Origin of the sequence: Faecalibacillus intestinalis, from assembly GCF_015097455.1 — a bacterium.
Taxonomy (GTDB): Bacteria; Bacillota_I; Bacilli_A; order Erysipelotrichales; family Coprobacillaceae; genus Faecalibacillus; species Faecalibacillus intestinalis.
In genome coordinates, this window is sequence record NZ_AP024085.1 from 283,186 (window position 1) to 307,439 (window position 24,254).

Annotated in this window: 25 protein-coding genes and 6 tRNA genes; 25 read left to right on the top strand and 6 right to left on the bottom strand. The window is 29.6% G+C overall.

Annotated elements, in window-relative coordinates; genetic code table 11:
• Nucleotides 1–100 precede the first annotated feature (100 nt).
• The 3 genes from Fi14EGH31_RS01480 to Fi14EGH31_RS01490 are packed head-to-tail and all read right to left on the bottom strand — an operon-like array spanning nucleotide 101 to nucleotide 2,221.
• Entirely contained in the window at nucleotides 101–1,087 is a 987-nt protein-coding gene (locus Fi14EGH31_RS01480; RefSeq protein ID WP_107030508.1) for a dipeptidase, read from the bottom strand.
• Between the two features lie 13 nt (nucleotides 1,088–1,100).
• Nucleotides 1,101–1,955 carry a DegV family protein gene (locus Fi14EGH31_RS01485; RefSeq protein WP_200765068.1) on the bottom strand — a complete coding sequence of 285 codons (855 nt, stop codon included), beginning with the start codon at nucleotides 1,953–1,955 and terminating at the stop codon, nucleotides 1,101–1,103.
• Nucleotides 1,956–1,966: 11 nt separating this feature from the next.
• Complete coding sequence (locus tag Fi14EGH31_RS01490) at nucleotides 1,967–2,221, bottom strand: hypothetical protein (protein WP_022001050.1); 255 nt, start codon at nucleotides 2,219–2,221, stop codon at nucleotides 1,967–1,969.
• Nucleotides 2,222–2,397: 176 nt separating this feature from the next.
• On the opposite strand from Fi14EGH31_RS01490, the gene Fi14EGH31_RS01495 reads away from it, so the two are divergent.
• The 12 genes from Fi14EGH31_RS01495 (at nucleotide 2,398) to rpiB (ending at nucleotide 8,206) form a co-directional block, all read left to right on the top strand.
• A tRNA-Asn gene (locus Fi14EGH31_RS01495) sits at nucleotides 2,398–2,473 on the top strand.
• A 3-nt stretch (nucleotides 2,474–2,476) separates the two neighbouring features.
• Nucleotides 2,477–2,552, top strand: a tRNA-Glu gene (locus Fi14EGH31_RS01500).
• Between the two features lie 5 nt (nucleotides 2,553–2,557).
• Nucleotides 2,558–2,633: transfer RNA gene (locus Fi14EGH31_RS01505), tRNA-Val, on the top strand.
• 11 nt (nucleotides 2,634–2,644) lie between these two features.
• Nucleotides 2,645–2,720, top strand: a tRNA-Thr gene (locus tag Fi14EGH31_RS01510).
• Nucleotides 2,721–2,726: 6 nt separating this feature from the next.
• Nucleotides 2,727–2,802, top strand: a tRNA-Lys gene (locus Fi14EGH31_RS01515).
• Between the two features lie 7 nt (nucleotides 2,803–2,809).
• Nucleotides 2,810–2,893 (top strand) — tRNA-Leu (locus Fi14EGH31_RS01520).
• Nucleotides 2,894–3,429: 536 nt separating this feature from the next.
• Nucleotides 3,430–4,377, top strand: coding sequence for a sugar phosphate isomerase/epimerase family protein (locus Fi14EGH31_RS01525; RefSeq protein ID WP_022002315.1), 948 nt, complete (start codon nucleotides 3,430–3,432; stop codon nucleotides 4,375–4,377).
• Nucleotides 4,367–5,731: a PTS transporter subunit EIIC gene (locus Fi14EGH31_RS01530; protein ID WP_200765069.1), complete on the top strand. Its 1,365-nt coding sequence runs from the start codon at nucleotides 4,367–4,369 to the stop codon at nucleotides 5,729–5,731. Before Fi14EGH31_RS01525 ends, Fi14EGH31_RS01530 begins: the two co-directional genes overlap by 11 nt.
• Nucleotides 5,732–5,795: 64 nt before the next feature.
• On the top strand, nucleotides 5,796–6,536 hold the full coding sequence (locus Fi14EGH31_RS01535) for a DeoR/GlpR family DNA-binding transcription regulator (RefSeq protein WP_022002313.1): 741 nt from the start codon (nucleotides 5,796–5,798) through the stop codon (nucleotides 6,534–6,536).
• A gap of 62 nt (nucleotides 6,537–6,598) precedes the next feature.
• The gene (locus Fi14EGH31_RS01540; RefSeq protein ID WP_117788647.1) at nucleotides 6,599–7,084 is read left to right on the top strand and encodes a PTS sugar transporter subunit IIA; all 486 of its coding nucleotides are present in this window, start codon (nucleotides 6,599–6,601) and stop codon (nucleotides 7,082–7,084) included.
• A gap of 10 nt (nucleotides 7,085–7,094) precedes the next feature.
• Nucleotides 7,095–7,748: a ribulose-phosphate 3-epimerase gene (locus tag Fi14EGH31_RS01545; protein ID WP_200765070.1), complete on the top strand. Its 654-nt coding sequence runs from the start codon at nucleotides 7,095–7,097 to the stop codon at nucleotides 7,746–7,748.
• Between the two features lie 2 nt (nucleotides 7,749–7,750).
• Complete coding sequence (rpiB, locus tag Fi14EGH31_RS01550; protein WP_117574385.1) at nucleotides 7,751–8,206, top strand: ribose 5-phosphate isomerase B; 456 nt, start codon at nucleotides 7,751–7,753, stop codon at nucleotides 8,204–8,206.
• Nucleotides 8,207–8,333: 127 nt separating this feature from the next.
• Here rpiB and mscL read toward each other — a convergent pair whose 3' ends face one another.
• Nucleotides 8,334–8,777: a large conductance mechanosensitive channel protein MscL gene (gene mscL, locus Fi14EGH31_RS01555; RefSeq protein WP_117788649.1), complete on the bottom strand. Its 444-nt coding sequence runs from the start codon at nucleotides 8,775–8,777 to the stop codon at nucleotides 8,334–8,336.
• 275 nt (nucleotides 8,778–9,052) lie between these two features.
• On the opposite strand from mscL, the gene Fi14EGH31_RS01560 reads away from it, so the two are divergent.
• From Fi14EGH31_RS01560 to Fi14EGH31_RS01585, 6 genes are read left to right on the top strand one after another with little or no spacing between them, the layout of a single operon-like run.
• Nucleotides 9,053–9,871, top strand: a complete 819-nt coding sequence (locus Fi14EGH31_RS01560) for a MurR/RpiR family transcriptional regulator (RefSeq protein WP_022002308.1) — start codon at nucleotides 9,053–9,055, stop codon at nucleotides 9,869–9,871.
• Nucleotides 9,872–9,880: 9 nt separating this feature from the next.
• On the top strand, nucleotides 9,881–10,726 hold the full coding sequence (locus tag Fi14EGH31_RS01565) for a fumarate hydratase (RefSeq protein WP_117828747.1): 846 nt from the start codon (nucleotides 9,881–9,883) through the stop codon (nucleotides 10,724–10,726).
• Nucleotides 10,723–11,280, top strand: a complete 558-nt coding sequence (locus Fi14EGH31_RS01570; RefSeq protein ID WP_022002307.1) for a Fe-S-containing hydro-lyase — start codon at nucleotides 10,723–10,725, stop codon at nucleotides 11,278–11,280. The genes Fi14EGH31_RS01565 and Fi14EGH31_RS01570 overlap by 4 nt, the downstream gene beginning before the upstream one ends.
• A gap of 50 nt (nucleotides 11,281–11,330) precedes the next feature.
• The gene (locus Fi14EGH31_RS01575) at nucleotides 11,331–12,587 is read left to right on the top strand and encodes a M15 family metallopeptidase (RefSeq protein WP_117480776.1); all 1,257 of its coding nucleotides are present in this window, start codon (nucleotides 11,331–11,333) and stop codon (nucleotides 12,585–12,587) included.
• Between the two features lie 39 nt (nucleotides 12,588–12,626).
• Nucleotides 12,627–14,249 carry a B12-binding domain-containing radical SAM protein gene (locus Fi14EGH31_RS01580; RefSeq protein WP_200765071.1) on the top strand — a complete coding sequence of 541 codons (1,623 nt, stop codon included), beginning with the start codon at nucleotides 12,627–12,629 and terminating at the stop codon, nucleotides 14,247–14,249.
• Between the two features lie 50 nt (nucleotides 14,250–14,299).
• A complete protein-coding gene (locus Fi14EGH31_RS01585; RefSeq protein WP_022002304.1) occupies nucleotides 14,300–14,818 on the top strand; it encodes an ATP cone domain-containing protein in 519 nt (172 codons plus the stop codon).
• A gap of 28 nt (nucleotides 14,819–14,846) precedes the next feature.
• Here Fi14EGH31_RS01585 and Fi14EGH31_RS01590 read toward each other — a convergent pair whose 3' ends face one another.
• Both Fi14EGH31_RS01590 and Fi14EGH31_RS01595 read right to left on the bottom strand, forming a co-directional pair.
• Nucleotides 14,847–15,950, bottom strand: coding sequence for a 5-methyltetrahydropteroyltriglutamate--homocysteine S-methyltransferase (locus Fi14EGH31_RS01590; protein WP_200765072.1), 1,104 nt, complete (start codon nucleotides 15,948–15,950; stop codon nucleotides 14,847–14,849).
• 126 nt (nucleotides 15,951–16,076) lie between these two features.
• Nucleotides 16,077–17,819: a M24B family metallopeptidase gene (locus tag Fi14EGH31_RS01595; protein WP_200765073.1), complete on the bottom strand. Its 1,743-nt coding sequence runs from the start codon at nucleotides 17,817–17,819 to the stop codon at nucleotides 16,077–16,079.
• A 419-nt stretch (nucleotides 17,820–18,238) separates the two neighbouring features.
• Between Fi14EGH31_RS01595 and Fi14EGH31_RS01600 the strand changes: the two genes are divergently transcribed.
• The 7 genes from Fi14EGH31_RS01600 to Fi14EGH31_RS01630 are packed head-to-tail and all read left to right on the top strand — an operon-like array spanning nucleotide 18,239 to nucleotide 24,254.
• Nucleotides 18,239–18,547: a hypothetical protein gene (locus Fi14EGH31_RS01600; RefSeq protein ID WP_117480780.1), complete on the top strand. Its 309-nt coding sequence runs from the start codon at nucleotides 18,239–18,241 to the stop codon at nucleotides 18,545–18,547.
• 11 nt (nucleotides 18,548–18,558) lie between these two features.
• Nucleotides 18,559–19,590, top strand: coding sequence for a V0D/AC39 family V-type ATPase subunit (locus Fi14EGH31_RS01605; RefSeq protein WP_022002300.1), 1,032 nt, complete (start codon nucleotides 18,559–18,561; stop codon nucleotides 19,588–19,590).
• Between the two features lie 11 nt (nucleotides 19,591–19,601).
• On the top strand, nucleotides 19,602–20,966 hold the full coding sequence (locus Fi14EGH31_RS01610; RefSeq protein ID WP_200765074.1) for a V-type ATP synthase subunit I domain-containing protein: 1,365 nt from the start codon (nucleotides 19,602–19,604) through the stop codon (nucleotides 20,964–20,966).
• The gene (locus Fi14EGH31_RS01615; RefSeq protein WP_200765075.1) at nucleotides 20,957–22,864 is read left to right on the top strand and encodes a V-type ATP synthase subunit I; all 1,908 of its coding nucleotides are present in this window, start codon (nucleotides 20,957–20,959) and stop codon (nucleotides 22,862–22,864) included. The genes Fi14EGH31_RS01610 and Fi14EGH31_RS01615 overlap by 10 nt, the downstream gene beginning before the upstream one ends.
• 20 nt (nucleotides 22,865–22,884) lie before the next feature.
• Nucleotides 22,885–23,319: an ATP synthase subunit C gene (locus tag Fi14EGH31_RS01620; protein WP_022002297.1), complete on the top strand. Its 435-nt coding sequence runs from the start codon at nucleotides 22,885–22,887 to the stop codon at nucleotides 23,317–23,319.
• 18 nt (nucleotides 23,320–23,337) lie between these two features.
• Entirely contained in the window at nucleotides 23,338–23,646 is a 309-nt protein-coding gene (locus Fi14EGH31_RS01625) for a V-type ATP synthase subunit F (RefSeq protein ID WP_022002296.1), read from the top strand.
• An 11-nt stretch (nucleotides 23,647–23,657) separates the two neighbouring features.
• The gene (locus Fi14EGH31_RS01630; RefSeq protein WP_022002295.1) at nucleotides 23,658–24,254 is read left to right on the top strand and encodes a V-type ATP synthase subunit E; all 597 of its coding nucleotides are present in this window, start codon (nucleotides 23,658–23,660) and stop codon (nucleotides 24,252–24,254) included.

Below are 24,254 nucleotides of genomic sequence, written 5' to 3' on the forward strand. Positions count from 1 at the left end.
GTAGTCCCTCCCATTTAGCTATTATAACATTATTTTTCTAAAATGATGAGATAGAGATACGCATTTTTTTGTTTTTTTAAAAATAGGATTGTTTCCAATCCTATTTCAAAACTGCTTTATAAACACGTAAGACATTTTTATAAAAAATCTTTTCAATTTCTTCAATAGATAATCCAGCTTCAATTAAAGCACCATATAACATTTGATAACCACTTGCATCCTTCATTTCAAGCTTGGATCCAATACCATCAAAGTCACTTCCTAAACCAATACAATCAATACCTGCAAGATTTTTGATATATAAAATATGTTGAACCATATCCTTAATATAACTTGTTTGATGAGTACCTTCGGTAGTTAAAAAATCACTACAGAAGTTGATTCCCATAACGCCTCCACGACTAGCAAGTTTTAAAATCATGTCATCTGACATATTTCTAGCGACACCACATACTTGACGAGCGTTACTATGAGAGGCAACGAAAGGTTTTGTTGTATGATGATAAACATCATAAAATCCAGCATCACTTAAATGAGAAACGTCAATAATGATTCCTAAACGTTCCATTTCTTTAATATATTGTAAACCAAAAGGTGTTAAACCATCGTGATCATTGATTTTAAACATATCTTCATAACAAGAAATATTAGAAAGGTTAGGGTGTCCAATGCCATTTACATGATTCCATGTCAAAGTAATCATTCTAACGCCTAATCTATAATAATGTTCAAGTAGTGATAAATCATTTTCTACAACAGCACCTTCTTCTAATGTTAGAAGAGAAGACATGATACCTGCTTGTTGATGGTCGATAATATCTTGATAACAAAAGACAGGTTTAATGAGTTCAGGATATTTTTCTATTTCATGATAATAATGGTTAATGAGTTGATTTGCTTTTAAAAAAGGTTGAGGATTTTCACTTAAATCGACAAACATCGCAAAGTTTTGAAGTAAATAATTTCCTTTTTGCATTTTCTTTAAATCAATATGACCGTCATTTTCTAATAAAGAACCTTCTTTACCATGATGTAAATCATCATAAAGTTTTAAAATAGTGTCACAATGCATATCAACAACTTTCATCATTAATCACTCCTTAAATTTTATATGTAGTATGAATTGCACAACAGGCAAGACCACCATGGCATGTTAAAACAGCAGGCAAATAATTGATTTCTACATCAATACCATGGAAGGTTGTTTGAAATAATAATTTTGCTTTTTTAGCAAAAATTTCATTATCAGCGTGTGAAATATAAATCTTGTGTTGTTTAGCGTTAACACCTAATTCATGGAATTTATCAACAATCGATTTTAAGATTTTTACTTCAGTTCTAGCCATTGTATATTTATCAACTGCTTTACCTTGTTCATCTAAACAAAGCAAAGCTTTGATTTTTAACATCGATGCCATTCTGGCTGCCATTGGTGATAATCTTCCACTACGTGAAAGTTGTTTAAAGTTATCTGGATAAAGGAACGAAAAAGAATGATTTGTTTTTTCTTCTAAAGCAGCAAAAATTTCATCAACAGTTTTTCCTTCATCTGCAAGTTGTTTTGCACAAATAGCCATATCCATAACAGGAGCACCTAATTGGCGACTATCATAAATATAAACATTATCTAAACCAACGGTATCTTTAGCAAGATGGAAACCGTTGTTTGTTCCTGATAAATCTGCAGAGCAAGTAATAATAATGATTGCTTCATAATCTTCTTCTTGCCATTTTTCCATTTGTTCAACAAGATAACCTGTATTTGGCTGACTTGTTGAAGGAATTTTACCATCTCTTAAATAGTCATAAAGTTGTTTGGTTGAAATATCGATTTGATCTTTATATTCATGACCATCAACGATGACACTTAATGAAATAAGTTCGATTCCGTTTTTTTGTGCAATTTCTTGATCCATTGCACTTGTTGTGTCTGTCACAATTAAATATTTTTCCATTTTTGATCTCCTTAAAATTCTAATTCTAATTCTTGATAATCTTCTGTAAGAGATTGAGTGGTTTTTAACCAAGCGTAGGCTTCCTCAAATTCTTCTTCAGTAATATCTTCTATTATTCCAAATTTAATAAGTTTACATACATCATATATACTTTGCCATAAAGCATCGAATTGATGATCTTTTGCATCAATATCTGCTTGTTCACTTTCTTGATAAACAATAAATTCATGTGCGATTTGACTTGCCTGTTCTCTTTGTTGGTCCATAGGATCCTCCTTATATTATATGTTTATATAATTATACCATTAATCAAATATAGAATGGTATATAATATTACAAGAAGAAACGGTTTTTGACATAAAATTAAATTTTTTTAAAAAAATTTAAAAAAGGGTTGATTTATTAGAAAAAGGATGCTAATATAAATGAGCACTGTTAAGTTGCTTGAATAGCTCAGTTGGTAGAGCAATCGGCTGTTAACCGATCGGTCGTAGGTTCGAGTCCTACTTCAAGCGCCATGTGGCTCGTTGGAGAAACGGTTAACTCACATGCCTTTCACGCATGCATTCACGGGTTCGAATCCCGTACGAGTCACCATTTTTGGAGGTTTAGCTCAGTTGGGAGAGCATCTGCCTTACAAGCAGAGGGTCAGCGGTTCGAGTCCGTTAACCTCCACCATTTTTTTAAATGCCGGCTTAGCTCAATTGGTAGAGCAACTGACTTGTAATCAGTAGGTTGAGGGTTCAAGTCCTTTAGCCGGCACCATATTTTGACCCGCTAGCTCAGTTGGTAGAGCATCTGACTTTTAATCAGAGGGTCAGGCGTTCGAGTCGCCTGCGGGTCACCATTTCAATGCGGGCGTGGCGGAACTGGCAGACGCACTAGACTTAGGATCTAGCGCCTTCGGCGTGCAGGTTCGATTCCTGTCGCCCGCACCAAATGTAAGAGACATCGAGTAATCGATGTTTTTTTGTGTTTTATAGATAAATAAATTATAATGATTTACTTTTTTGTTGCACTATTAATAATTACGTTAATTTTTTATAGTTAATGTGTTAATTATTGAATATAAGTATTTGAGTAAGCTAAATTACGTATTATATGAAATCGTTTGTTTTTGTTTAAAAGTTAGAAAAAGTAAAGACGTTTGGTATTAAAAAAATATAATCATAATCAATCATTAAATTGTCTTGTGAAAATATTATTAAAGTAAAAAATACAAAAGATCCTTTTATAAAAAAGTTCTTTTGTATTTTTTTATGGGATGAATAGTTACTTATGAAAAAATATGAAAATAAAATCAAAATATTTCAAAAATAATCAAATATATCTATTAAACACATGGCTAAAATCATTAATTTTCATAAACTTAAGAAAAATAATGAAAAAATATGAAAAAAATTGAAATAAAATGATTGAAAACGCTATCTTGATGTGCTAATATTGAAACTGTCAAAGGGAGGTAATGAAAAAAATGAAATTAGCAACAAGAATTAATTCTTATTTAAGAATTGAAGGATATGATTTAGAAAAATCATTTTCAGATTTTAAAAAAGTTGGATTAGGATATGTTGATTTAAATTATCCGGAACATGTTAAAGGTTATGATGCAAATACCATGAAATCATTATTAAATAAATATGATTTAAAATTAAATGGTGTTGCACTTAGATTTAGAAATAAATTTATTAATGGTGAATTAGGAAATTCTGATCCCGAGCTTGCAAAAGATGCACTTCAATTATGTAAAGATGCTGCAGATTATTGTAGAGCTGTAGGGGGAAAAGTTGTTACAATATGGCTAGGTTTTGATGGTTTTGATTATAGCTTTCAAATCAACTATAAAAGAGTTTGGGATCAATTAGTTCATGCATTCCAAGAAGTTTGTGATTATGCACCTGATTTACAAATAAGCATTGAATATAAACCATATGAAGAAAGATCATATGCATTTATTGATTCAATGGGTGTTACAGGTATGATGTTAAATGATATTAATAGAGATAATATTGGAGTGACATTAGATTATTGTCATATGTTAATGAAACATGAAAATCCTGCATTTGCTGCAGATATTTTTGGAAGTCGAAATAAATTATATGGTATTCATTTAAATGATGGTTACGGTGTACATGATGATGGTTTAATGATTGGAACATCAACTCCATTTAAGACATTAGAAATGCTATATTATTTTAAAAAACATGGTTATAAAAATGCAATTTATTTTGATACATTCCCTGTTATTGAAGAAGCTGCAGCAGAATGTGAAAGAAATATTGAAATGATTAATTATATGAATAACTTAATAGATAAAGTTGGATTAGACTATATTCAATCTATTATAGATAGAAATGATGCTATTGCAGCTAGTAAGTTAATGCTTGGATTCTTTAAAGGAGGAGAAAAAAATGAATTATAAAGAAACTGCAAAAGGTATTCTTGAGCATGTTGGTGGTGTTGAAAATATATCAAATATGTCACATTGTGCAACACGTTTAAGATTAAATTTAAAAGATGAAACATTAGCAAATGATGAAGATGTTAAGGCGGTTGATGGTGTTGTTAATGTCATCAATAAAGCAGGACAATATCAAGTGCTTATTGGAATTGAAGTTCCTCATGTTTTTGAAGAATTTGAAAAATTAGTAAAAGGTAACGGAAATGTTGAAATGGCAGAAAGTAATGAAGATGAAGGGATTATAAGTAAAGTTTTCTCAGCGATCTCTGCAATTTTCGCACCATTATTACCTGCTTTAGCTGGATCAGGTATTTTAAGAGGTTTATTGATTTTAGCAGTACAATTAGGAATGATTAAAGAAGGTAGTGGAACTTATACTATTTTATATTCAACATCTATGGCAGTGTTTTATTTCTTGCCTGTTCTACTAGCATTTACATCTGGTAAAAGATTTGGTGCAAGTCCTTATATTTCAGCACTTATTGGGGCTGCTTTACTTCATCCAGATTTAATTGGATTAATGGGTGATATTGGAAATGGAGCAACAACTTCATTCTTTGGCATTCCAACAGTTTTAATGAATTATAACTCTACAGTTTTACCTATCATTATTACAATTTGGGCATATTCTTTCTTATATAAATTTTTAGATAGAAAAGTTCCAGAAACATTGAAATTAGTTATCGTTCCACTTGTATCTTTAGTAGTAATGGTTCCATTAACATTAATTGTTATTGGTCCAATTGGGGTTTATGTAGGAGAAGGTATTGCAAATGTTGTTAACTGGCTAATTGAACGTAGTGGTATTTTAACTGGTGTCTTAATTGGTGGTGGATGGAGTGTCCTTGTAAGTTTTGGTGTACATTGGGCAGTCAATCCAATCATGATTAATAATATTTCTCAATTTGGTTATGATTATATTTGTCCTTTAACATTTGCATGTAACTTTGCAGTAATTGGTACAGCTTTAGGTGTTTATTTAAAAGCTAAAGATCCTCAATTAAAAGGATTTTCATTAACTGGTATTATCACAATTGCATTATCTGCAATTATTGAACCAACTTTATTTGGTATGTTAGTAAAAAATAAGAAATTATTCTTAGCACAAATTATTGGTAGTGCTGTAGGTGGCGCTTATTTAGGATTGATGAAAGTTGTTACAAATGCATTTGTTTTTGGTAGTGTTACAACTTTCCCGGCATTCATCGTAAATAACGCAAATGTTATTCATGGTGCAATTGGTTTATTAATTGCTACTATTGTTGGTGCAGTATTAGGATATGTGTTTACAAACAAAGAAGACAAACTCGCATAGTATTGTTTTATAAATTATGGAAAATATGTTATCCTTATAAACAGGAAGCAGGTGTATTTAAAATATGATTCCATATGAAAGACAAAAGAAAATTTTAAGTATTATTGAAGAAAATGAACTTGTAAAAATAGACGAATTACAAAAAATATTTGACGGTGTATCCGTTTCAACTTTGAGAAGAGATTTAAAGGAACTTGAAAAAAATAGAAAAATAGAATCTTTCTCTGGTGGAGCTTTTAAAAAAATATCTACAATTGGAGAAATACCGATTTCAACGAAAAATACATTAGAAAGTGAAAAAAAGGAAAAAATTGCTAGAATGGCATCTGAATTAATTGTAGATGGAGATACAATATATCTTGATTCAGGGTCAACATGTACAATGATTTTAAAATATATTATCGGAAAAAAAATTACGATTTATACTACGAATACAGATGTTTTTTCTATAAATGAAAATGTAATAGCTGATATATTTGTGCTTGGAGGTAGATATAATCCCATCACTTCTTCATTAACTGGCCCATTTACAGAAGATTTATTAAAAAACCTATATTTTAATAAATCGTTCTTAGGAGCTAATGGAATAGATGAAACATTAGGTGTTACAACACCTACTATAGAAGAAGCAACAAAAAAGAGAATGGTAAAAAGACATTCAGATCAAATTTATCTTGTATGTGACAGTTCTAAGTTTCATAAGTTATCAAATGTAAAAGCATTTGATTTAGATGATGTAATTGTAATTTCGGATAAAAATGATACAAAATTAAATGAAAAAGTTTCAATAATTACTGAATTATAGATAGAAATTACAAAAAGCGAGTCACTAACAGTGTACTCGTTTTTAAAATAAGGAGAAGAAAGATGATATTTGGTAAATTTAAAGCAAAAAAAGTAGAAAATTATAATATTTGTTCCCCAATTAAGGGGAGTGTTATTGATATAACTAAAACAAATGATCCGTTATTTAAAGAAGAAGCATTAGGAAAAGGAGTAGGAATTATTGCTGAAGAAAATACTTTAGTATCTCCTGTAAATGGAGTAATAAAAACTTTTTTTCCTACTAAACATGCTATTGGTATTACTACAGATGATGGTGTAGACATTCTTATTCATGTAGGAATTGATACAGTTGAATTAAATGGAAAGTATTTTAATGCTTTAAAAGAGCAAGGAGACAAAGTAAAACAAGGAGATAAACTTTTGGAAGTTGACTTTGATGGTGTCAAAGAAAGTGGATATGATGCTACAGTTTTATTTGTCGTTACTAATTCTCAAGAATATTCTTCTGTAAAATCATGCGAAGGGAATAAAACGATAACTGATACTATTATTGAAATTCATAAATAGGAGCATTTATATGGAAAAGTTATTATGTCCAAGTATGATGTGTGCAGATTTTGCATCATTAAAAACGGAAATTGAAAATCTAGAAAAGGGTGGAATAGATATCTTTCATTTAGATGTCATGGATGGAAGTTATGTACCAAACTTTGGAATGGGACTACAAGATATTGAATATATCTGCAAGACAGCCACAAAACCATGTGATGTTCATCTAATGATTGAAGAACCAGCAAAATATGTAGAAAAGTTTGCTAAACTAGGAGCGAAAATCATCTATATTCATCCAGAAACAGATCCACATGCCTGTAGAACATTACAAATGATCAAGGGTGCAGGAGCCAAAGCAGGGATTGCAGTGAATCCAGGGACAACCTTTGAAACAGTAAAGGATTTACTTTATTTATGTGACTATGTAATGTTGATGAGTGTGAATCCAGGATTTGCAGGACAAAAATATTTAGATTTTGTAACACCAAAATTTAAAAAGTTTGTAGAAGAAGCAAAGAACTATGGAGGATATGATGTCATGATCGATGGAGCATGTTCGCCAGAGAAAATAGAAATGTTGTCTAAAATAGGAGTTAAGGGATTTATTTTAGGAACAAGTGCTTTATTTGGAAAAGGAAGAAGTTATCAAGAAACTATCAAAGAATTAAGAGGATTATAAAAATGAAAATAGGAATTGGAAATGATCATGTAGCAGTAGAATACAAAAAAGAAATCAAAAAATATATAGAAGAAAAATATGGATATGAAGTAGTCAACTATGGAACAGATAGTACAGAAAGATTCAACTATCCTGTATCAGGAGAAGCAGTAGCAAATGCAGTGGTAAATGGAGAAGTAGATAAAGGAATCGTTATTTGTGGAACAGGAGTAGGGATCTCATTAGCGGCTAATAAAGTCAATGGAATTAGATGTGTAACATGTAGTGAACCCTATAGTGCACTTTTATCACGACAACATAACAATACAAACATGTTAGCCTTTGGGGCAAGAGTTGTAGGAATTGAACTTGCAAAAATGATCGTAGATGCATGGCTATCAGGTGAATACGAAGGTGGAAGACACCAAGTACGTATTGATATGTTAAAAGAAATTGAAGAAAAACAAAAAAATAAATAATTAATTGAATCAATAGCATTATTTATAACATGCACCGATATTTTTCCTCTCTTAAATATCACATAAATAATGCAATATAAAATTTATTAAAAAACTCTTTGTAATGAGTACATTACAGAGAGTTTTTTTACTTTTCTAATTGACTTGTACAGTGTGGGCAACGAGATGCTTTAATAGAAATTTCACTTTGACAATAAGGACAAATCTTCTTTGTCGGTTTTTCTTCTACTGGTTTTTCAGTTTTAGATCTTAACTTGTTCATTGCTTTAACAATCATAAAGATGACAAAAGCCATAATAATGAAGTTAAGTAAACCAGTAATAAATAAACCATAATTGACAGTAGATGCCCCTGCTGCTTGAGCAGCAGCTAATGTTTTGTATGTATTTCCATCTAAAGCAATAAATAGATTAGAAAAATCGATCTTACCTGTAACTAAACTTAAAATAGGCATAATGATGTTTTCTACAAGAGAAGTGACTAATGAATTAAAAGCACCACCGATAATAACCCCAACAGCTAAATCAATCATGTTGCCTTTTAAGGCAAATTCTTTGAATTCTTTTAACATTATATTGATCTCCTTTTTCTTTATTATAAGAAAAAGAAAAAAGACATCAAGATGCCTTTTATGTTATTCTTATTTGGGAGGATAAGAATAATATAGAAAGATAATAGAGGGAATATGAATAGTAAAATCTATTTTCTTTCTACAGATTTAATATATAAATAAAAAATAGTTAAAAAAAGTTACAAATGTAAAAAAATATGTGATTTGTTATCACAAATTTATATAAGCATAAAGATGAATTTAGTGTATAATATTGTAGAATAGGGGAGGATGACATGAAAAATTTATTTTATAGATTATTAATATATTTAGATAGCGCCAATGAAACAGATACAAATTATAACATTGCCTGGTATATGGCACATCATATTTCAGAAGTAGCTCATATGGGAATTTCTAAACTTGCGAGCGAATGTTTTGTGTCTCCAGCAACCATTTCTCGTTTTTGTAGAACACTTGGTTATGAAAATTATGCTCATTTAAAACAAGAGTGTGCGTGGTTTAGTTCAACATCAAGAAAGTTTAATAATTTAATTAATGTTCCTTTAGATATGATGAAAGATCATCCAGAAGAAAGTACAGCTTATTATAGCCAACAAATTTGTACATCTTTAAATCAACTTTCTTCTTATTTAGATTGGAATGTAATCGATGAGGTTTTAAAACTGATTCATGATAGTGATAACGTAGCTTTTTTTGGAACACAGTTTTCACATTCTGTTGCTTTACATTTTCAAACTGATTTATTGATGTTAGAGAAGTTCACAATGGCTTATATGGAACAAACAAGTCAGCTTCAATGTGCTAAGGAGTTAGATGAAAATAGTGTAGCTATTATCTTAACAGTAAGTGGTCATATTTTTAATGGGAGTCAAAAGATGATTTCATATATTAAAAAATCAAATGCGAAAGTTGTTGTGATTACCAATGATAAGAGCTTTGATTTTGGTTTTGAACCAAATTATATTATTGAAATAGGTGATTCAAAATATAAAAAAACAGGTAAACATAATTTACTTACAACAATGGAATTAATGTCACTTAGATATTATTCTATTTATTATCCTGATGTAAAAGATAATATTATTGAATAGGAGATACATATGAGAGAAATAACATGTTCAACAATTACAGATGCAATTAAAAAAATGTGTATAGAAGCAGCAACTATTTTACCTCAAGATGTTGAAAAAGCATTATCACAAAAACATGATGAAGAAGATAGTGCACTTGCCCAAAAAACATTACAAGTATTAATGGATAATGCAAAGTTGGCACAAGAAAAACAAATGCCTATTTGTCAAGATACAGGAATGGCTTTTGTTTATGTGACAATGGGACAAGAAGTACATATTACAGGTGGCAGTTTAAATGAAGCAATTCAAGAAGGAGTAAGACAAGGATATACAGAGGGGTATTTAAGAAAATCAGTTGTTAAAGATCCTTTGTTTGAACGTACTAATACAAAAGATAATACTCCAGCAATTATTTATTATGATATTGTTGAGGGGGATACTTTTCATATTACTTTAGCGCCTAAAGGATTTGGTTCAGAAAATATGAGCCAAATTAAGATGTTAAAACCAAGTGATGGACTTCAAGGAATTAAGGATTTTGTGATGAAAGTGGTCAATGATGCAGGACCAAATGCCTGCCCACCAATGGTTATTGGTGTAGGTATTGGAGGTTCTTTTGATAAAGTGACAATGCTTGCTAAAAAGGCCATGATTCGTGAAATTGGAAGTCATCATTCAGATCAAAGATATGCTTCTTTAGAAGATGAATTATTACAAATGATCAATGAAACAGGAATTGGCCCTGCTGGTTATGGAGGAAAGACAACAGCTCTTTCTTTAAATATTGAAACTTTCCCTACACATATTGCAGGAATGCCAGTCGCTGTTAGTATTTGTTGTCATGTCTCACGTCATAAGGAGGTTTCGTTATGATTTATTTAGAAACACCATTAACAGTTGATAAAATTAAACAGCTAAAAGCTGGAGATGAAGTTTTTTTAAGTGGAACGATTTATACAGGAAGAGATGCTGCTCATAAAAGATTGATTCAATTATTGGATGAAGGAAAAGAACTTCCTTTCAATATCCAAGATCAAACGATTTTTTATGTTGGCCCAACACCTTCAAAACCAGGTCAAGTATTTGGCAGTGGTGGACCAACTACTTCAGGAAGAATGGATGCTTATTCACCTAGACTTATTAAACTTGGCTTACATGCGATGATTGGTAAAGGGTATCGAAGTGATGCAGTTAAAAAAGCCATTGTTGACTATCATGGCGTTTATTTTGGTGCTATTGGTGGTGCTGGAGCGATGATGTCTTCATGTATAGAAGAATGTGAAGTGATTGCTTTTGATGATTTAGGACCGGAAGCAATTCGTAAGTTAAAAGTTAAAAATATGCCATTAGTTGTAGTGATTGATCATTTAGGAAATGATTTATATGAAATTGGTAGAAAAAACTATTTAAAAAAGGATTGTAAGTAGTATCTATATTTTCTATAATAGCGATACATTAATAGAGGTGAAAAAAAGAAATGGGATTATTTAAGAAAAAAACAGATTATAGTTATTACAGTTCTTATAGTAGTTCAAGAAGACGTTTAAAAGTAGGACGTACTGTGATTGCTGTAATTGCAGCAGTGGTTGTTATTTTAGGAATTATTATTTATTTTAATTTTAATAGAATTCAATTTTTGATGAAAGGTTACTCTTGGTCAACAACTAGTGAATTAGTAAAATCATTTGATAATGATGAAGAAAAAGAATTGTTATCACATGATGAGATGAAACATATTTTAAAATGGATCGATAATTCAAATAAAGTAGCTCTTTATGATGAATATGAACAATTCTATTCTTTACATAAAGATATGAATTATGAAGATATCGTTGATGTTGTTAATTATATTTTTGAAAATCAAGCGCCTTCATTAAAATCAATGGGTTATAGTGAAAAAACAATTTGGTCAATGTTAAAAGATGGTGCTGGTAAAAGTGATCTTCAATTTTTAATAGACAATAAACTTACAAATAGTCAAACAGCTCCTTTTAGAAAAGTAAAAGGATATGATTTAAAGAAAATCAATGATTATATAGCACAATATAATACTGTTAAAGATTATAATTATGCTGTTAATATTGTTAATTATCCATTTATTGTTTCAAGTAATGGTCAAACAAATGCTAAATATAATATTGCCAATCCAGATGATTATTTAACTCTTGTAAAAAAAGGATTCTATTTAAATGATTATGAACCAAAAGATTTAGTAGAATTAGATAGTGAATATGTAGCGCCAACATGTGATCATCCACAACTTAGAAAAGTTGCAGCCGAAGCTTTAGTTAAAATGATCAAAGATGCTAAAAAAGAAGGTATGTATTTATTATTAAATAGTGGTTATCGTTCATATGAAGAACAAGAAAAAATCTATCAAGAAACTGAACAAAAATATGGTGGTGCTTATGCTGCTGAATATGTAGCTACTCCAGGAGCAAGTGAACATCAAACAGGACTTGGTATTGATATGACTTCTCAAAGTGTCGTTGATAAACAAAGACTTGTCTTTGGAGATACAACAGAATATAAATGGGTTGTTGAAAACTGTGCAAAATATGGATTTATTGTTCGTTTTACAGAAGGAACGGATGGTATTACAGGAATTTCTCATGAACCATGGCATTTACGTTATGTAGGTAAAAAAGTGGCTAAGGAAATTAAAGATCAAAACTGGACGTTAGAAGAGTATTGTTTATATAAAAACGTTATTCCAAAATTTAAGAAAGATTAAAAATCTAGAGTTTTCTCTAGATTTTTATATAGAGTAATTATGAAAACATTAATCACAACATTAAATTCAAAATTTATCCATAAATCATTAGCGTTAAGACTTCTTTATGTAGCTTGTAAAGATGATCATGATATTGATTTTAAAGAATATACCATTAAAGATGATTTAAATCATATCGTAGATGATCTTTTATCAATGGATTTAGATATTCTTTGTTTAAGTGTCTATATTTGGAATGTGGATCATATTCAAAAATTATGTCATTTATTAAAGGAAAGAAAACCAGAATTAAAGATTATTGTTGGTGGACCAGAGGTTACTTATGAAATAGATCATTTTTTAGATGAGTTTGAAATTGATTATATTATGGCTGGTGAAGGTGAAGTTGCTTTAAATCAATTATTGACAGCTTTGGAAAATAATGAAGAAGTCAAGCTTCAAGGTATTAGTACGAAAAAACATCGAGATCCACGCTTGATTCCACCAGTTGATTTAAGTTATTTAGAAACGTTAGAGTCTCCTTATTTATTAAAAAGAGACATGAAAGATATGAAAAATAGGATCTTATATTTTGAAACAAGTAGAGGATGTCCTTATCAATGTCAATATTGTTTATCTTCATTAGAAAAAGGATTAAGATTCTTTTCAATGGATTATTTAAAACAACAATTAAAAGCAATCTTAAATACAGATGTCAAAGTAATTAAGCTTTTAGATCGCTCGTTTAACGCTAAAACAGAACATGCTTTAGAAATATTAGACTTTGTTTTTAAAAACTGTCATCCAGGAGTACAATTACAATTTGAAATCAATGGGGATGTTTTAGATCAAAGAATTATTGATTTTATTAATGAAGAAGCACCTGATGGTTTACTTAGATTTGAAATCGGTATTCAATCAACTTATGAACCAACAAATAAAGTTGTTCAAAGATATCAAAACTTTGAACGTCTATGTGATGTTATTCGACAACTCCAACAAAATCATAAAATAGATTTTCATTTAGATTTAATTGCAGGATTGCCACTAGAGAACTTACAAAGATTCTCAAAATCATTTGATGATGTTTTTAGATTATATCCTAAGGAATTACAATTAGGGTTCTTAAAACTTTTAAGAGGAACAAGTTTAAGAAAAGAAGCTAATAAATATGGTTATATTTATGAAAAACATGCGCCTTATGAATTAATAGAGAGTCATGATTTATCTAAAGAAGATATTGAAAAAATACATTTAGCTGAAGATATGTTACAAAAATATTGGAATTCAGGAAGAATGCCAATAACAATGAATAAAGTCTTAAGGCAATGTAAGTCACCATTTTATTTCTTTTTAGATTTGGGTGAATTTTACCAAGCTCAACAGTTTAAATTCTTTGGTTTTCAATTAGATGAATTATTCCAATATATCAATCTTTATTTAAAAGAACAATATGAAGATGAATTAATAGAAGACTATTTAAGATTATCTAAAGTCAAACCTAAAAAATGGTGGAAGACAAGAATTGATAACGAAAAAGAAATCAAACATCGATTAATAGAAAAGCATCAATTAAATCAAGAAGATGTCTTTAGATATGGGATTGTTGAAAAATTAAAAGAAGATTATATTTTAGTAATTTATAAAAATTATCAAGTCCATGTAGAAAAATATCATATCTAATGAAATTAAATAAAAATTTCATTATACTATATATAGATAGGAGACTTTGTATGATTAAAAGTATTAGAAAAAGAGATGGGCGTTTAGTTGACTTTGAAGTAGACAAGATTGCTGGAGCGCTTTATAAAGCCTTTAGTGCATGTTTTGATAAAGTAGAATTAAAGAAAGTATATGCTATTGCTCATGATGTAGAAAAAAGATTAGAAGAAAAAGAAAGTACTTTACCAACAGTAGAACTTGTTCAAGATACAGTTGAAGAAATTTTAATTGAAGAAGGCTATGTAAGAGTAGCAAAGGCTTATATTTTATATCGTGATAAAAGAAGTCGTTCTCGTGATATGAAATCGATTTTGTTAGAAAGTATTGAAAATGAATCCAGTGATGATATTAATTTGTTTGATGTTTTTGAAAACTTAATGAATGATGCAATGGATAAAACAAGAAAAGAGGATTTAAAAAAGGTTTTTAAACTTTTAAAAGAATTGAACATTGATGAAGAAATCATCTATCAAAAAGTATCAGAAACTTTTGCAATGACAGATGAAACATTAAAATCAGTTATAAAATAATAAAAGGAACGAAAAGTTCCTTTTATTATTACCAAACTTCTTCAGCGATTTCTTTAACAAGTTTGACTTTATTCCATTGTTCTTCTTTAGTAAGTAAGTTTCCTTCTTCTGTTGAAGCAAAACCACATTGTGGAGACAGTGCTAATTGATTTAATGGAACATATTTTTCTGCTTCATGAATACGTTTAATAATTTCATCTTTGTTTTCAAGTTTAGCATCTTTAGAAGTCACAAGACCTAAGACAACTTTTTGATTTTGAATATAGCGAAGAGGTTCAAATCCACCAGCACGTTCACTATCATATTCTAAGAAGAAACCATCAACATGACAATTCCCAAATAATGTTTTAGCAACTGGTTCATATCCGCCTGAAGTAAACCATGTTGATCTAAAGTTGCCTCTACAAATATGCATTGTAATAACCATATCATCAGGTTTAGCTTCTAATGCGAGATTGATCATATCAACATATTTTTTAGCAAGTTCATCTACATCAATTCCTCTTGCTTTGTAAGCTTCTCTTTTTTCTTTTGAACAAAATTCTCCCCATGAAGTATCATCTAATTGAAGATAACGGCATCCAGCATTATAAAAAGCTTTGATTGCTTTTTGATAAGCATAGGCGATATCTTTTAATAAAACATCGTTATCTTGATATCTTTCAATAGGTTGATAGTTTTCTTCTCTAATACAACAAATTAAATGAAGCATTGAAGGAGAAGGGATACATTGTTTAACTTCTGTTTCTCCAGATACTCTTTGCATGAATTTAAAATGTTTTAAAAATGGATGATCTTCGGGAAAATCGATTTTATCCACAATTTCTAAAGTTTGACTTTTTGGTTGATGTCCTTTAAAGGCAATTGAAAAATGTTCGACGGCTACTTTTTCTACGCCTTTTAAATCCCATAGAAAATCTAAATGCCAAAAGGCTCTTCGAAATTCACCATCAGTGACAGCTTTTAAACCAACAGCTTTTTCTTCATTAACAAGATTTTCGATAGATTTATTTTCAACTTCTTCTAATTGTTGAAGTGTTATTTTACCTAAAGAAAATTCTTCTCTTGCTTGTTTAATTTCTTTATCTCTTAAAAAACTTCCAACAATATCATATTTATAAGGTGCGTTCATTTTTACTTCCTCCTTGTTGTTACTAAAAGTATAAAAAACATAAGTGATATTGTAAAATACATATTTTTCACTATTTGATATAGTTTAAAACTATATCAACTTTAAAAAATAACAAGATTTCTCTTGTTATTTAATAAATAAGTTATTTAAGTACCAATCTTTTTCTTCTTGAGTTAAGGCATCTTTAATATGATCGAAGGCATATTGTTGATATTCATTAATAGAAGCAATTTCATGATTTGATAAATAATCTAAATCTAGACCAGCAATATCAAATGGAACATAAGTGATCGGTTCAAATTTTAAGAAAGTACCATATTCATTTTCAGTATGTTTTACACATAAGAGTTCGTTTTCATGTCTAATACCATGACTACCTTCTACATAAACACCTGGTTCATCTGTTGTAATCATGCCTGGAACGATACATGCTTCATGACCATATAAGCTTTTTGGACGAAGTCCATTAGGTCCTTCATGAACATTTAAGAAATGACCAACACCATGCCCTGTTCCACAACGATAATCTAAATCATAATCATAGATAACACCACGAGCTAAAATATCTAAGTTGGCACCAGTTGTTACACCTTCAATAAAATGCGCATTTTGTAATCTAAACATGGCTTTTAAAGCAATTGTGAAATCTTTTCTTTCTGCTTGCGTCATTTCACCTAAAACGAATGTTCTAGTGATATCTGTTGTTCCTGTTAAGTATTGTCCACCACTATCAATTAATAATAGATGTGAAGCTTCTACTTTAGAATATTGTTTTTCTGTTGGATGATAATGCATTAAAGCTGCATTTTCACGATATGCACAAATGGTTGTAAAGGAAATATCTTTGAAATTTGGTTGTTGTTTTCTAAATTCTAAAAGTTTATTAGAGATAGAAAGTTCATCCATTTCTATTTTTCCAATATTTGTTTTTAACCAATACATAAATTTAGTAACAGCAATACCATCATGTAAATGAGCATCTTTTGTCGCTTTGATTTCTGTATCGTTTTTAATTGATTTAAGTAATTGACTTGGATTTGTTTGATCGATGACATTATCTATATTAATAGAATTAACTAATGTATAGTTTACTGATTTTGTATCTAAAAGAACTTTACCATTGATATTTTTAACATCTTCATAAATATCAAAATAATCTTTAACTTTAATTTGATCTTTTAATAATTCATCAATGACTTCTTGACTTACAGCTTCTTTTCTTAAATAAAGGTATGCTTTTTCTTTTTCAATTAAAGCATACGCTAAAGCAACAGGGTTGCATAAAACATCATTACCGCGAATATTAAAGATCCAAGCAATATCATCTAAAGTTGTCACTAAATGATATTTCGCATCTTTCATTTCTTCTCTAATGATTTCTAATTTTTCTTTTCTAGAAGCACCACAATATTTTGTATCATATAAATAAACTTCTTCATGGGAAAGTTCAGGACGCTCTTGCCAAATAAGATCTACAAGATCTTCATTGGCTTGAATGGTATTTGTGAAAAGACATTGATTATAGGGCATTACGCGCCCATCAAAACCAATGGTTGCTTCTGGATATTTTTCAACATATTCTTTAATAGTAGGAACACCCGGTGTACGCATTTTCATTAATTGAATACAACTACCGGCAAGTTCTTTTTCTGCTTGAATAAAATAACGACCGTCTGTCCATAAATAAGCTTCCTCTTGTCTTACGATAAGAGTTCCAGCAGAACCGCTAAATCCAGACATATAATGACGAGCTTCAAAGTAACTTCCTACATATTCACTTTGATGAAAATCACTGGTTGGAATGATATAAAGATCGATTCCTCTTTCTTTCATAAGTTGTCTTAATTTTGTAATTCTTTGATTTATCATAATGACCTCCTAAGTTCTTTCATTTTAACATTTACATTCAAGAATGAAAAGGCTTAGAGATGAATAAAAAATTAGGAATGAATCTTGCTAAAAGTGGCATGACGCTAAGGTTTTGGCGGATTTATGCAAATGTTAAAATTTGTCTATTGACAAATATTGAAAAGTGGGAGTAGAATAACGTGCGAAATAAAGAATAAGGTATGTATTGCAAGCGCCACATCTCTAGGAAGTGACATGAACAACACAAAAATAGGGGAGGTGCTTTTATTTTTACATACATTCTTTAAAGAGGATTTTTGATAAATTCTTATAAATTCGTCATAAATTTATCATAAAGAGTGCTTTTGAAAGCTATATCTGTTGAATTTTAAAAGAATGAGAGTACAATTATCCTCGACAAGAAGAAGGGGGAAAATAAGATGGATGATATTATTCAAAAGTTAATAGAATTCGATCGCCAATGCGTAGAAAAAGTAGAACTTGCGAAAAAGAAAAAAGCGGAAGCTCAATCAAGTATGATGTCGCAAAAGTCTACAATTTATAGTGAGTATATTGATAGTCAACAAGATCAAGTTGAAAAGCATAAACAAGATCTATTGAATAAGAATAAAGAAGAAGCACAATTACAAGAAAATGAATTTCATAAATCAATGAAAAATATGGAAGATTTATTTACTCGAAATAAAGATAAATGGGTAGATGAAATCTTTACAAGATGTACTAAATAGAAGGTGTAAAGATGTCTTTATCTTCAAATGCCTTATGTGCAAAAGCTAAAGCAATGTATGGTGGGCGTTTAAATAAGAATGTTTATCTTGATTTAACAAGAAAACAAACAATTGGAGAAGTTGTTTCTTATTTAAAATCTCAAACAAGTTATGCAGATGCTTTAAAAGATATTAATATTAGACATGTTCATCGTGGTCAAATAGAAGATTGTTTAAATCAAGAATATTATCATCGTTGTGCGAAGTTGATGAAATATTCACCTAAGTCTGATGAAGATTTTTATCTATTTGAAATTATTGGAGTAGAAATTAATTTAATTATGGATAAACTTGTTTCTTTACAAGCAAAGGAACAATATAGCTTTAATTTATCAATTCCTACTTATTTAGCGAAAAAGACAAGTTTTAATATTGATGGATTAGTAAACATTGAATCATTCAAAGATCTTTTACAATATCTTTCAAAAACAAGATATTATAAAGTTCTTAAAGAAATTGATTTCTCTGTCCCATTTGATGTTAAAGAAGTTCATATGTGCTTACAATCACTTTATTATGAAAACATTGTTGAAACAATTAAAAAACACTTCAAAGGAAGTGTTCAAAAAGATTTATTAAATATTTTCTATACTTCTATTGAATTAAAGAATATTTCAAAAATCTATCGTTATAAACAATATTTCCATGAATCAGAAGATTCAATCAGAAGTTCACTCTTTTTACAATATTCAAGATTGCCAAAAGATATGATGAATCGTTTAATTAGTGCAAGCGGTCCTAAAGAAGTATTATCTTTATTATCAACTTCTAAATATAACTTCTATATGGATGATAAAGAATTTGCCTATATCGAATATTATGCAGATAGTATTCAATATAATATCGCAAAAAGATACATGCGTTTTTCAAATAGTGCACCACTTGTTTATATGACTTATTGTATTTTACAAAGAATAGAAATAGACAATTTGAAACATATTATTGAAGGTATTCGTTACAATCAACCTGTTTCAAAAATTGAAAATACATTAATCTATGCATAGGAGGGGGAAAAATGATTAAAAATACACATTTATATAACATTGTTTTCTCTAGAGATGATTATATGGAAGTTTTGATGAAACTTGAAAATCATCAAGATTCTATTTATCCAGTTAAAGCGAAGAAAGTGATTTCTAATTTAGATCATGCGACTTCTATGGAAGATAGAAATCCATATAACGAAGTATTAGACGAACTTTATAATGTGATGGATGTCTTACATATTGAAAGAGTAGATCGACCTGTTCAAAGTGCATTTTTAAATGTTCGTGAAATTTTAGATTATATTTCAGAAATTCATCAAAAATTAGATGATATTAATGAAATAAAAAGAGGAATTAAAAAAGATTATTATGAAAATCAAGAAGCGATTGAATTAATTTCATGTTTGCATAGAGATCGTATTTCTATTGATGATATTCATGAATTAAAATATGTAGCTTTAAGATTTGGTAAATTACCTTTATCACAAATAGAAAAGATTAAATATTTTGATAGTTATCCATTTGTTTATCAAGAATTATCACATAGTGATCAATTTGCTTGGGTTGTTTATGGTGGCGTTGAACATAGTATCGGTGAAATTGATAATATTTTCTCCTCTATGAATTTTGAAGAAGTAAAACTTCCACAATTTGCTCATGGTAAAATGGAAGAAGCTGTAGCTGAATTAAAAGCTGAAAATAAAACAATGGAAGCTTATCTTCAAGAACTTGATCAACGTATTGAAAAAGTAAAAGAAGATAATGAAGAACAACTATTAGGTGATTTTTGGAAAGCTTATCGTTTAAAAGAATTATATAAAAAAGGAAAATACGTTGTTGATTTAAAAACTAAAGCAGCAATTTATGCTTTCAGTTCATTGAGTAAAGATGAAATAGAAGGAATTGTGAATATTCCTGGACTTACAATTCATGAACTTCCTATTGATACTTATCAAGATCAAGGAGTTGAAGGTCCTGTTTATGTTGAAAACAATGCATTTTTCCAACCGTTTGAATGTTTATTTACATTTAAACCAGGAGAAAAATTTGATCCAACTATTTTAGCTGGTGTTGTGACGATGATTTCAGCATTTGTTTTACTTGGTGATTTAGGTGTTGGTATTTTATGTATCCTATTATCACTTGTTGCTAGGGGTAACATCGGTAAGTTACTACAACGTGTAGGAGTTGCTGTTACAATAGGAGGACTATTAAGTGGAACAGTCTTCTATAGTATGTCACTTTATGATTCAATCTTTGTTGTAGGTACAAATTATGCAATGAAAATTGGACTATTCTTTGTTATAAACATTGCGGTATTATTAGTTTGTAGCTTAGTGAAAAAAGTGACAAAAAGATCAATAAAGAGTAAAGGGGGACTGTCATGGCAATAGCGAAATTAAACTTGGTTAGCCTTGATTTTGATAAAGACAATTGTAATGATGTGTTACTTGAGCTTTATCAAAGAGATGATTTTCATCCCGAGCTAGCAAGCAAGTTTACGGATAGTGTTGCTGGTCTTTCAGCTTACAACAATGACAATCTTTACGAAGAATTGTTATCAAGAATTGAAGAAATGAAAACAAAATATCATTTTGAAGTTCCTGAAGTTGAAACAGATTCGCAACTTAATGTATTTAGAGCTAAAGAATTTTTAGATGATTTATTTTTAGATATTGACCGTATTGATGCTGTTAAAAAAGAATTGACAAAGATGATTGAAGAAAATGATGAAGCCATCATTACTTTGAATCATGTTGAAGGTTCTAATATTGACTTTGATCAATTATTTGGAACACAATATTTAAAAATAAGATTCGGTAAACTTCCTCTCAATAATGAAGGAAAGTTAGAGTATTATGAAACATTACCATTTGTTTATAAAGCATTTCAAAGAGATGATAAATATGTATGGTGTATGTATATGACGACACCTACAGATGCTCCTGAAGTGGATAATGTTTTTACATCACTTTATTTTGAAAAAATCCATATTCCTGAATTCGTTCATGGTTCATGTGAATTAGCTGAAAAAGAAATTCAAAATGAATCTGATTCAGCTAAACAATATAGCCAAGATTTACAAAATAGAATTGATAAAACAATTTCAGAAAATATGGAAGAATTAACACGTATTTATAGTGTTGCTAAAAAATTAAATTCAGTTTATGCAATGCAAAAATATATTGTTAAATTAGGTGATAAATTAAATGTTCATGGATTTGTCCCTAAGAATGATTTAGATAATTTCAAAAACACTTTTGAAATTATCGATGGAGTTAAAATTGAAGTTTTACCTGCTACATCAGATGTACGTTTAGATCCACCAACAAGACTTAAAAATTCATGGTTTGCAAGACCATTTAGAATGTTCGTCGAAATGTATGGTGTACCTCGTTACAATGATGTAGATCCAACATTATTAGTTGCTATTTCATATACTTTATTATTTGGTATTATGTTTGGTGACTTAGGACAAGGTATTATTCTTTCTTTAGTAGGCCTTGTTGCTGAAAAGAAATTTAATTTAAAATTAGGTGGCGTGGGAGTTCGTTTAGGTATTTCCAGTGCAATCTTCGGTGTATTCTTTGGTTCATTCTTTGGAAATGAAGAAATCTTATCTGAATATTTCAAAGGTTTCTCATTCTTTAATGCAATGTCACCAGAAAATACAATGACATTATTAATGGCTGCCATTGGGCTTGGTATTGTCTTAATTCTTGTTTCAATGACATTCAATATTATTTTGAACTTTAAAAAGAAAAATATGGGTGAAGCGATTTTAAGCCAAAATGGTTTATGTGGTGTTACATTCTATGTAGCTGTTATTAGTGCAGCACTTGGAATGCTTACAGGAATACATTTTGTAAATATTTTCTATATTTTAATTTTAATTGTTTTACCACTTATCTTAATGTTCTTAAAAGAACCGTTAATTAGAAAATTAGAAGAACATGGTGAAATGTTCCCAAATGGTTTTGGAGCATTCTTTGTTGAAGGATTCTTCGAATTATTTGAAGTAGTCTTATCATTTATTACAAACACAATGTCATTCTTGCGTGTCGGGGGATTCGTTTTATCACATGCTGGTATGATGCTTGTTGTTTATACTCTTGCTGAAATGGTAGGAGGATTTGGTGAAATCATCGTCTTGATTTTAGGAAACGTTTTCGTAATGTGTCTTGAAGGATTGATTGTTGGTATTCAAGTATTACGTCTTGAATTCTATGAAATGTTTTCACGTTATTATGAAGGAAATGGAATTCCATTTAAAACTATTAAGGAAGATTAAATTCAAGGAGGAAATTTATTATGACAGTATTAGAAATTTTATTACCATTAGTTGCAGTAGTTTTATTAACATTACCATTAATTAAAGTATTTACAGGAAAAGTATCAGCTCAAAGTGCTAAAAGAAGATTAGGTGTTCATATCAGTGGTTTCGCTGGTGCAGTCGTTTTATGTTTATTAGTTGCTATGTCAAATTCAAGTGTATTTGCAGCAGGTGAAGTTGCTACAATCACTGGTACAATTGCTCAAGGTTTAGGATTCTTAGCAGCATCTTTATCAACTGGTTTCTCTGCTTTAGGTGCAGGTATTGCCGTTGCAGCAGCAGCTCCAGCAGCTATTGGAGCTTTCTCTGAAAATGAAAAGAACTTTGGTAAATCATTAATCTTCGTTGCCTTAGGTGAAGGGGTTGCAATCTATGGTTTATTAATCTCTATCTTAATTATCAACAAAATCTAATTTAGAGAGTGATTTTTTATGAAATTTTATTTAATAAGTGACAATGTCGATACTGAAATGGGTTTAAGACTGGTTGGTATTGAAGGAGAAGTTGTTCATAAAAGACGTGATTTTCTTGAAGTTTTGGAAACAAAAATGAAAGATAGATCCATAGGTGTGATTTTAATTACAACGAAATTAATTGAATTAGCTCCTGATGTTATTTCTGAAATAAAATTAAAACAACAAAAACCATTGCTTGTAGAAATTCCTGATAGACATGGAAATTCTAAAATTGGTGAAACGATTGATAGATATGTTTCAGAAGCAATTGGAGTTAAGTTATAGGAGAAAGTGCTATGCAAAAAAAAGATCAAGTCTTTCTTTATATCAAAGATGAAATTGAAAAAATTTCATCAGCTGAAGAAAAAGAAATTTTAGATGAAGCAAAAGCAATTGAACAAGAAGCTTATAACCAATTAAGAGGTGAAGCTGAAATTGATGCTAAGCATCAATTAGATAAAGAATTAGCAGAAATTTCTTCTAAAGCAAGTATTGAAGCTTCAGCTCAATTAGAAGAAAGATTAAAAAAATTAGTTGAAAAAAGAGAAGAATATGTTAATACAATTTTTACAGAAGTAAAAAATAAACTTGTTGAATTTGTAAATAGTTCTAATTATCTTGAATATCTTACAAGTCATGTAAAAGCAGTAAGTGATGAATATCAAATGACTGATTGTGTTTTATGTGTAAGAAAAGAAGATTTAAAATATGCTGATGATTTAAAGAAAGCATATGCTTTACCAATTGAAGTTGAAGAAGGTCAACAAATTCAATTAGGTGGATTCATTATTGAAAATAAAACAACAAATGTTGTCGTAGATGAATCATTAGACTCAAATTTAGAAGCTCAAAAAGATTGGTTCTATAAGACTTCTGGATTGATGATTAAATAG

Excerpts from the sequence above, each read along its gene's own strand:
- Fi14EGH31_RS01590 (WP_200765072.1), bottom strand. The coding sequence starts at position 15,950 with ATGAACGCACCTTATAAATATGATATTGTTGGAAGTTTTTTAAGAGAT.
- Fi14EGH31_RS01560 (WP_022002308.1), top strand. The coding sequence starts at position 9,053 with ATGAAAAATTTATTTTATAGATTATTAATATATTTAGATAGCGCCAAT.
- Fi14EGH31_RS01540 (WP_117788647.1), top strand. The coding sequence starts at position 6,599 with ATGATATTTGGTAAATTTAAAGCAAAAAAAGTAGAAAATTATAATATT.
- Fi14EGH31_RS01525 (WP_022002315.1), top strand. The coding sequence starts at position 3,430 with ATGAAATTAGCAACAAGAATTAATTCTTATTTAAGAATTGAAGGATAT.
- Fi14EGH31_RS01595 (WP_200765073.1), bottom strand. The coding sequence starts at position 17,819 with ATGATAAATCAAAGAATTACAAAATTAAGACAACTTATGAAAGAAAGA.
- mscL (WP_117788649.1), bottom strand. The coding sequence starts at position 8,777 with ATGTTAAAAGAATTCAAAGAATTTGCCTTAAAAGGCAACATGATTGAT.
- Fi14EGH31_RS01485 (WP_200765068.1), bottom strand. The coding sequence starts at position 1,955 with ATGGAAAAATATTTAATTGTGACAGACACAACAAGTGCAATGGATCAA.
- Fi14EGH31_RS01620 (WP_022002297.1), top strand. The coding sequence starts at position 22,885 with ATGACAGTATTAGAAATTTTATTACCATTAGTTGCAGTAGTTTTATTA.
- Fi14EGH31_RS01570 (WP_022002307.1), top strand. The coding sequence starts at position 10,723 with ATGATTTATTTAGAAACACCATTAACAGTTGATAAAATTAAACAGCTA.
- Fi14EGH31_RS01530 (WP_200765069.1), top strand. The coding sequence starts at position 4,367 with ATGAATTATAAAGAAACTGCAAAAGGTATTCTTGAGCATGTTGGTGGT.
- Fi14EGH31_RS01610 (WP_200765074.1), top strand. The coding sequence starts at position 19,602 with ATGATTAAAAATACACATTTATATAACATTGTTTTCTCTAGAGATGAT.
- Fi14EGH31_RS01605 (WP_022002300.1), top strand. The coding sequence starts at position 18,559 with ATGTCTTTATCTTCAAATGCCTTATGTGCAAAAGCTAAAGCAATGTAT.
- Fi14EGH31_RS01490 (WP_022001050.1), bottom strand. The coding sequence starts at position 2,221 with ATGGACCAACAAAGAGAACAGGCAAGTCAAATCGCACATGAATTTATT.
- Fi14EGH31_RS01480 (WP_107030508.1), bottom strand. The coding sequence starts at position 1,087 with ATGAAAGTTGTTGATATGCATTGTGACACTATTTTAAAACTTTATGAT.
- Fi14EGH31_RS01535 (WP_022002313.1), top strand. The coding sequence starts at position 5,796 with ATGATTCCATATGAAAGACAAAAGAAAATTTTAAGTATTATTGAAGAA.
- Fi14EGH31_RS01625 (WP_022002296.1), top strand. The coding sequence starts at position 23,338 with ATGAAATTTTATTTAATAAGTGACAATGTCGATACTGAAATGGGTTTA.
- Fi14EGH31_RS01615 (WP_200765075.1), top strand. The coding sequence starts at position 20,957 with ATGGCAATAGCGAAATTAAACTTGGTTAGCCTTGATTTTGATAAAGAC.
- Fi14EGH31_RS01630 (WP_022002295.1), top strand. The coding sequence starts at position 23,658 with ATGCAAAAAAAAGATCAAGTCTTTCTTTATATCAAAGATGAAATTGAA.
- Fi14EGH31_RS01575 (WP_117480776.1), top strand. The coding sequence starts at position 11,331 with ATGGGATTATTTAAGAAAAAAACAGATTATAGTTATTACAGTTCTTAT.
- Fi14EGH31_RS01565 (WP_117828747.1), top strand. The coding sequence starts at position 9,881 with ATGAGAGAAATAACATGTTCAACAATTACAGATGCAATTAAAAAAATG.
- Fi14EGH31_RS01580 (WP_200765071.1), top strand. The coding sequence starts at position 12,627 with ATGAAAACATTAATCACAACATTAAATTCAAAATTTATCCATAAATCA.
- rpiB (WP_117574385.1), top strand. The coding sequence starts at position 7,751 with ATGAAAATAGGAATTGGAAATGATCATGTAGCAGTAGAATACAAAAAA.
- Fi14EGH31_RS01600 (WP_117480780.1), top strand. The coding sequence starts at position 18,239 with ATGGATGATATTATTCAAAAGTTAATAGAATTCGATCGCCAATGCGTA.
- Fi14EGH31_RS01545 (WP_200765070.1), top strand. The coding sequence starts at position 7,095 with ATGGAAAAGTTATTATGTCCAAGTATGATGTGTGCAGATTTTGCATCA.
- Fi14EGH31_RS01585 (WP_022002304.1), top strand. The coding sequence starts at position 14,300 with ATGATTAAAAGTATTAGAAAAAGAGATGGGCGTTTAGTTGACTTTGAA.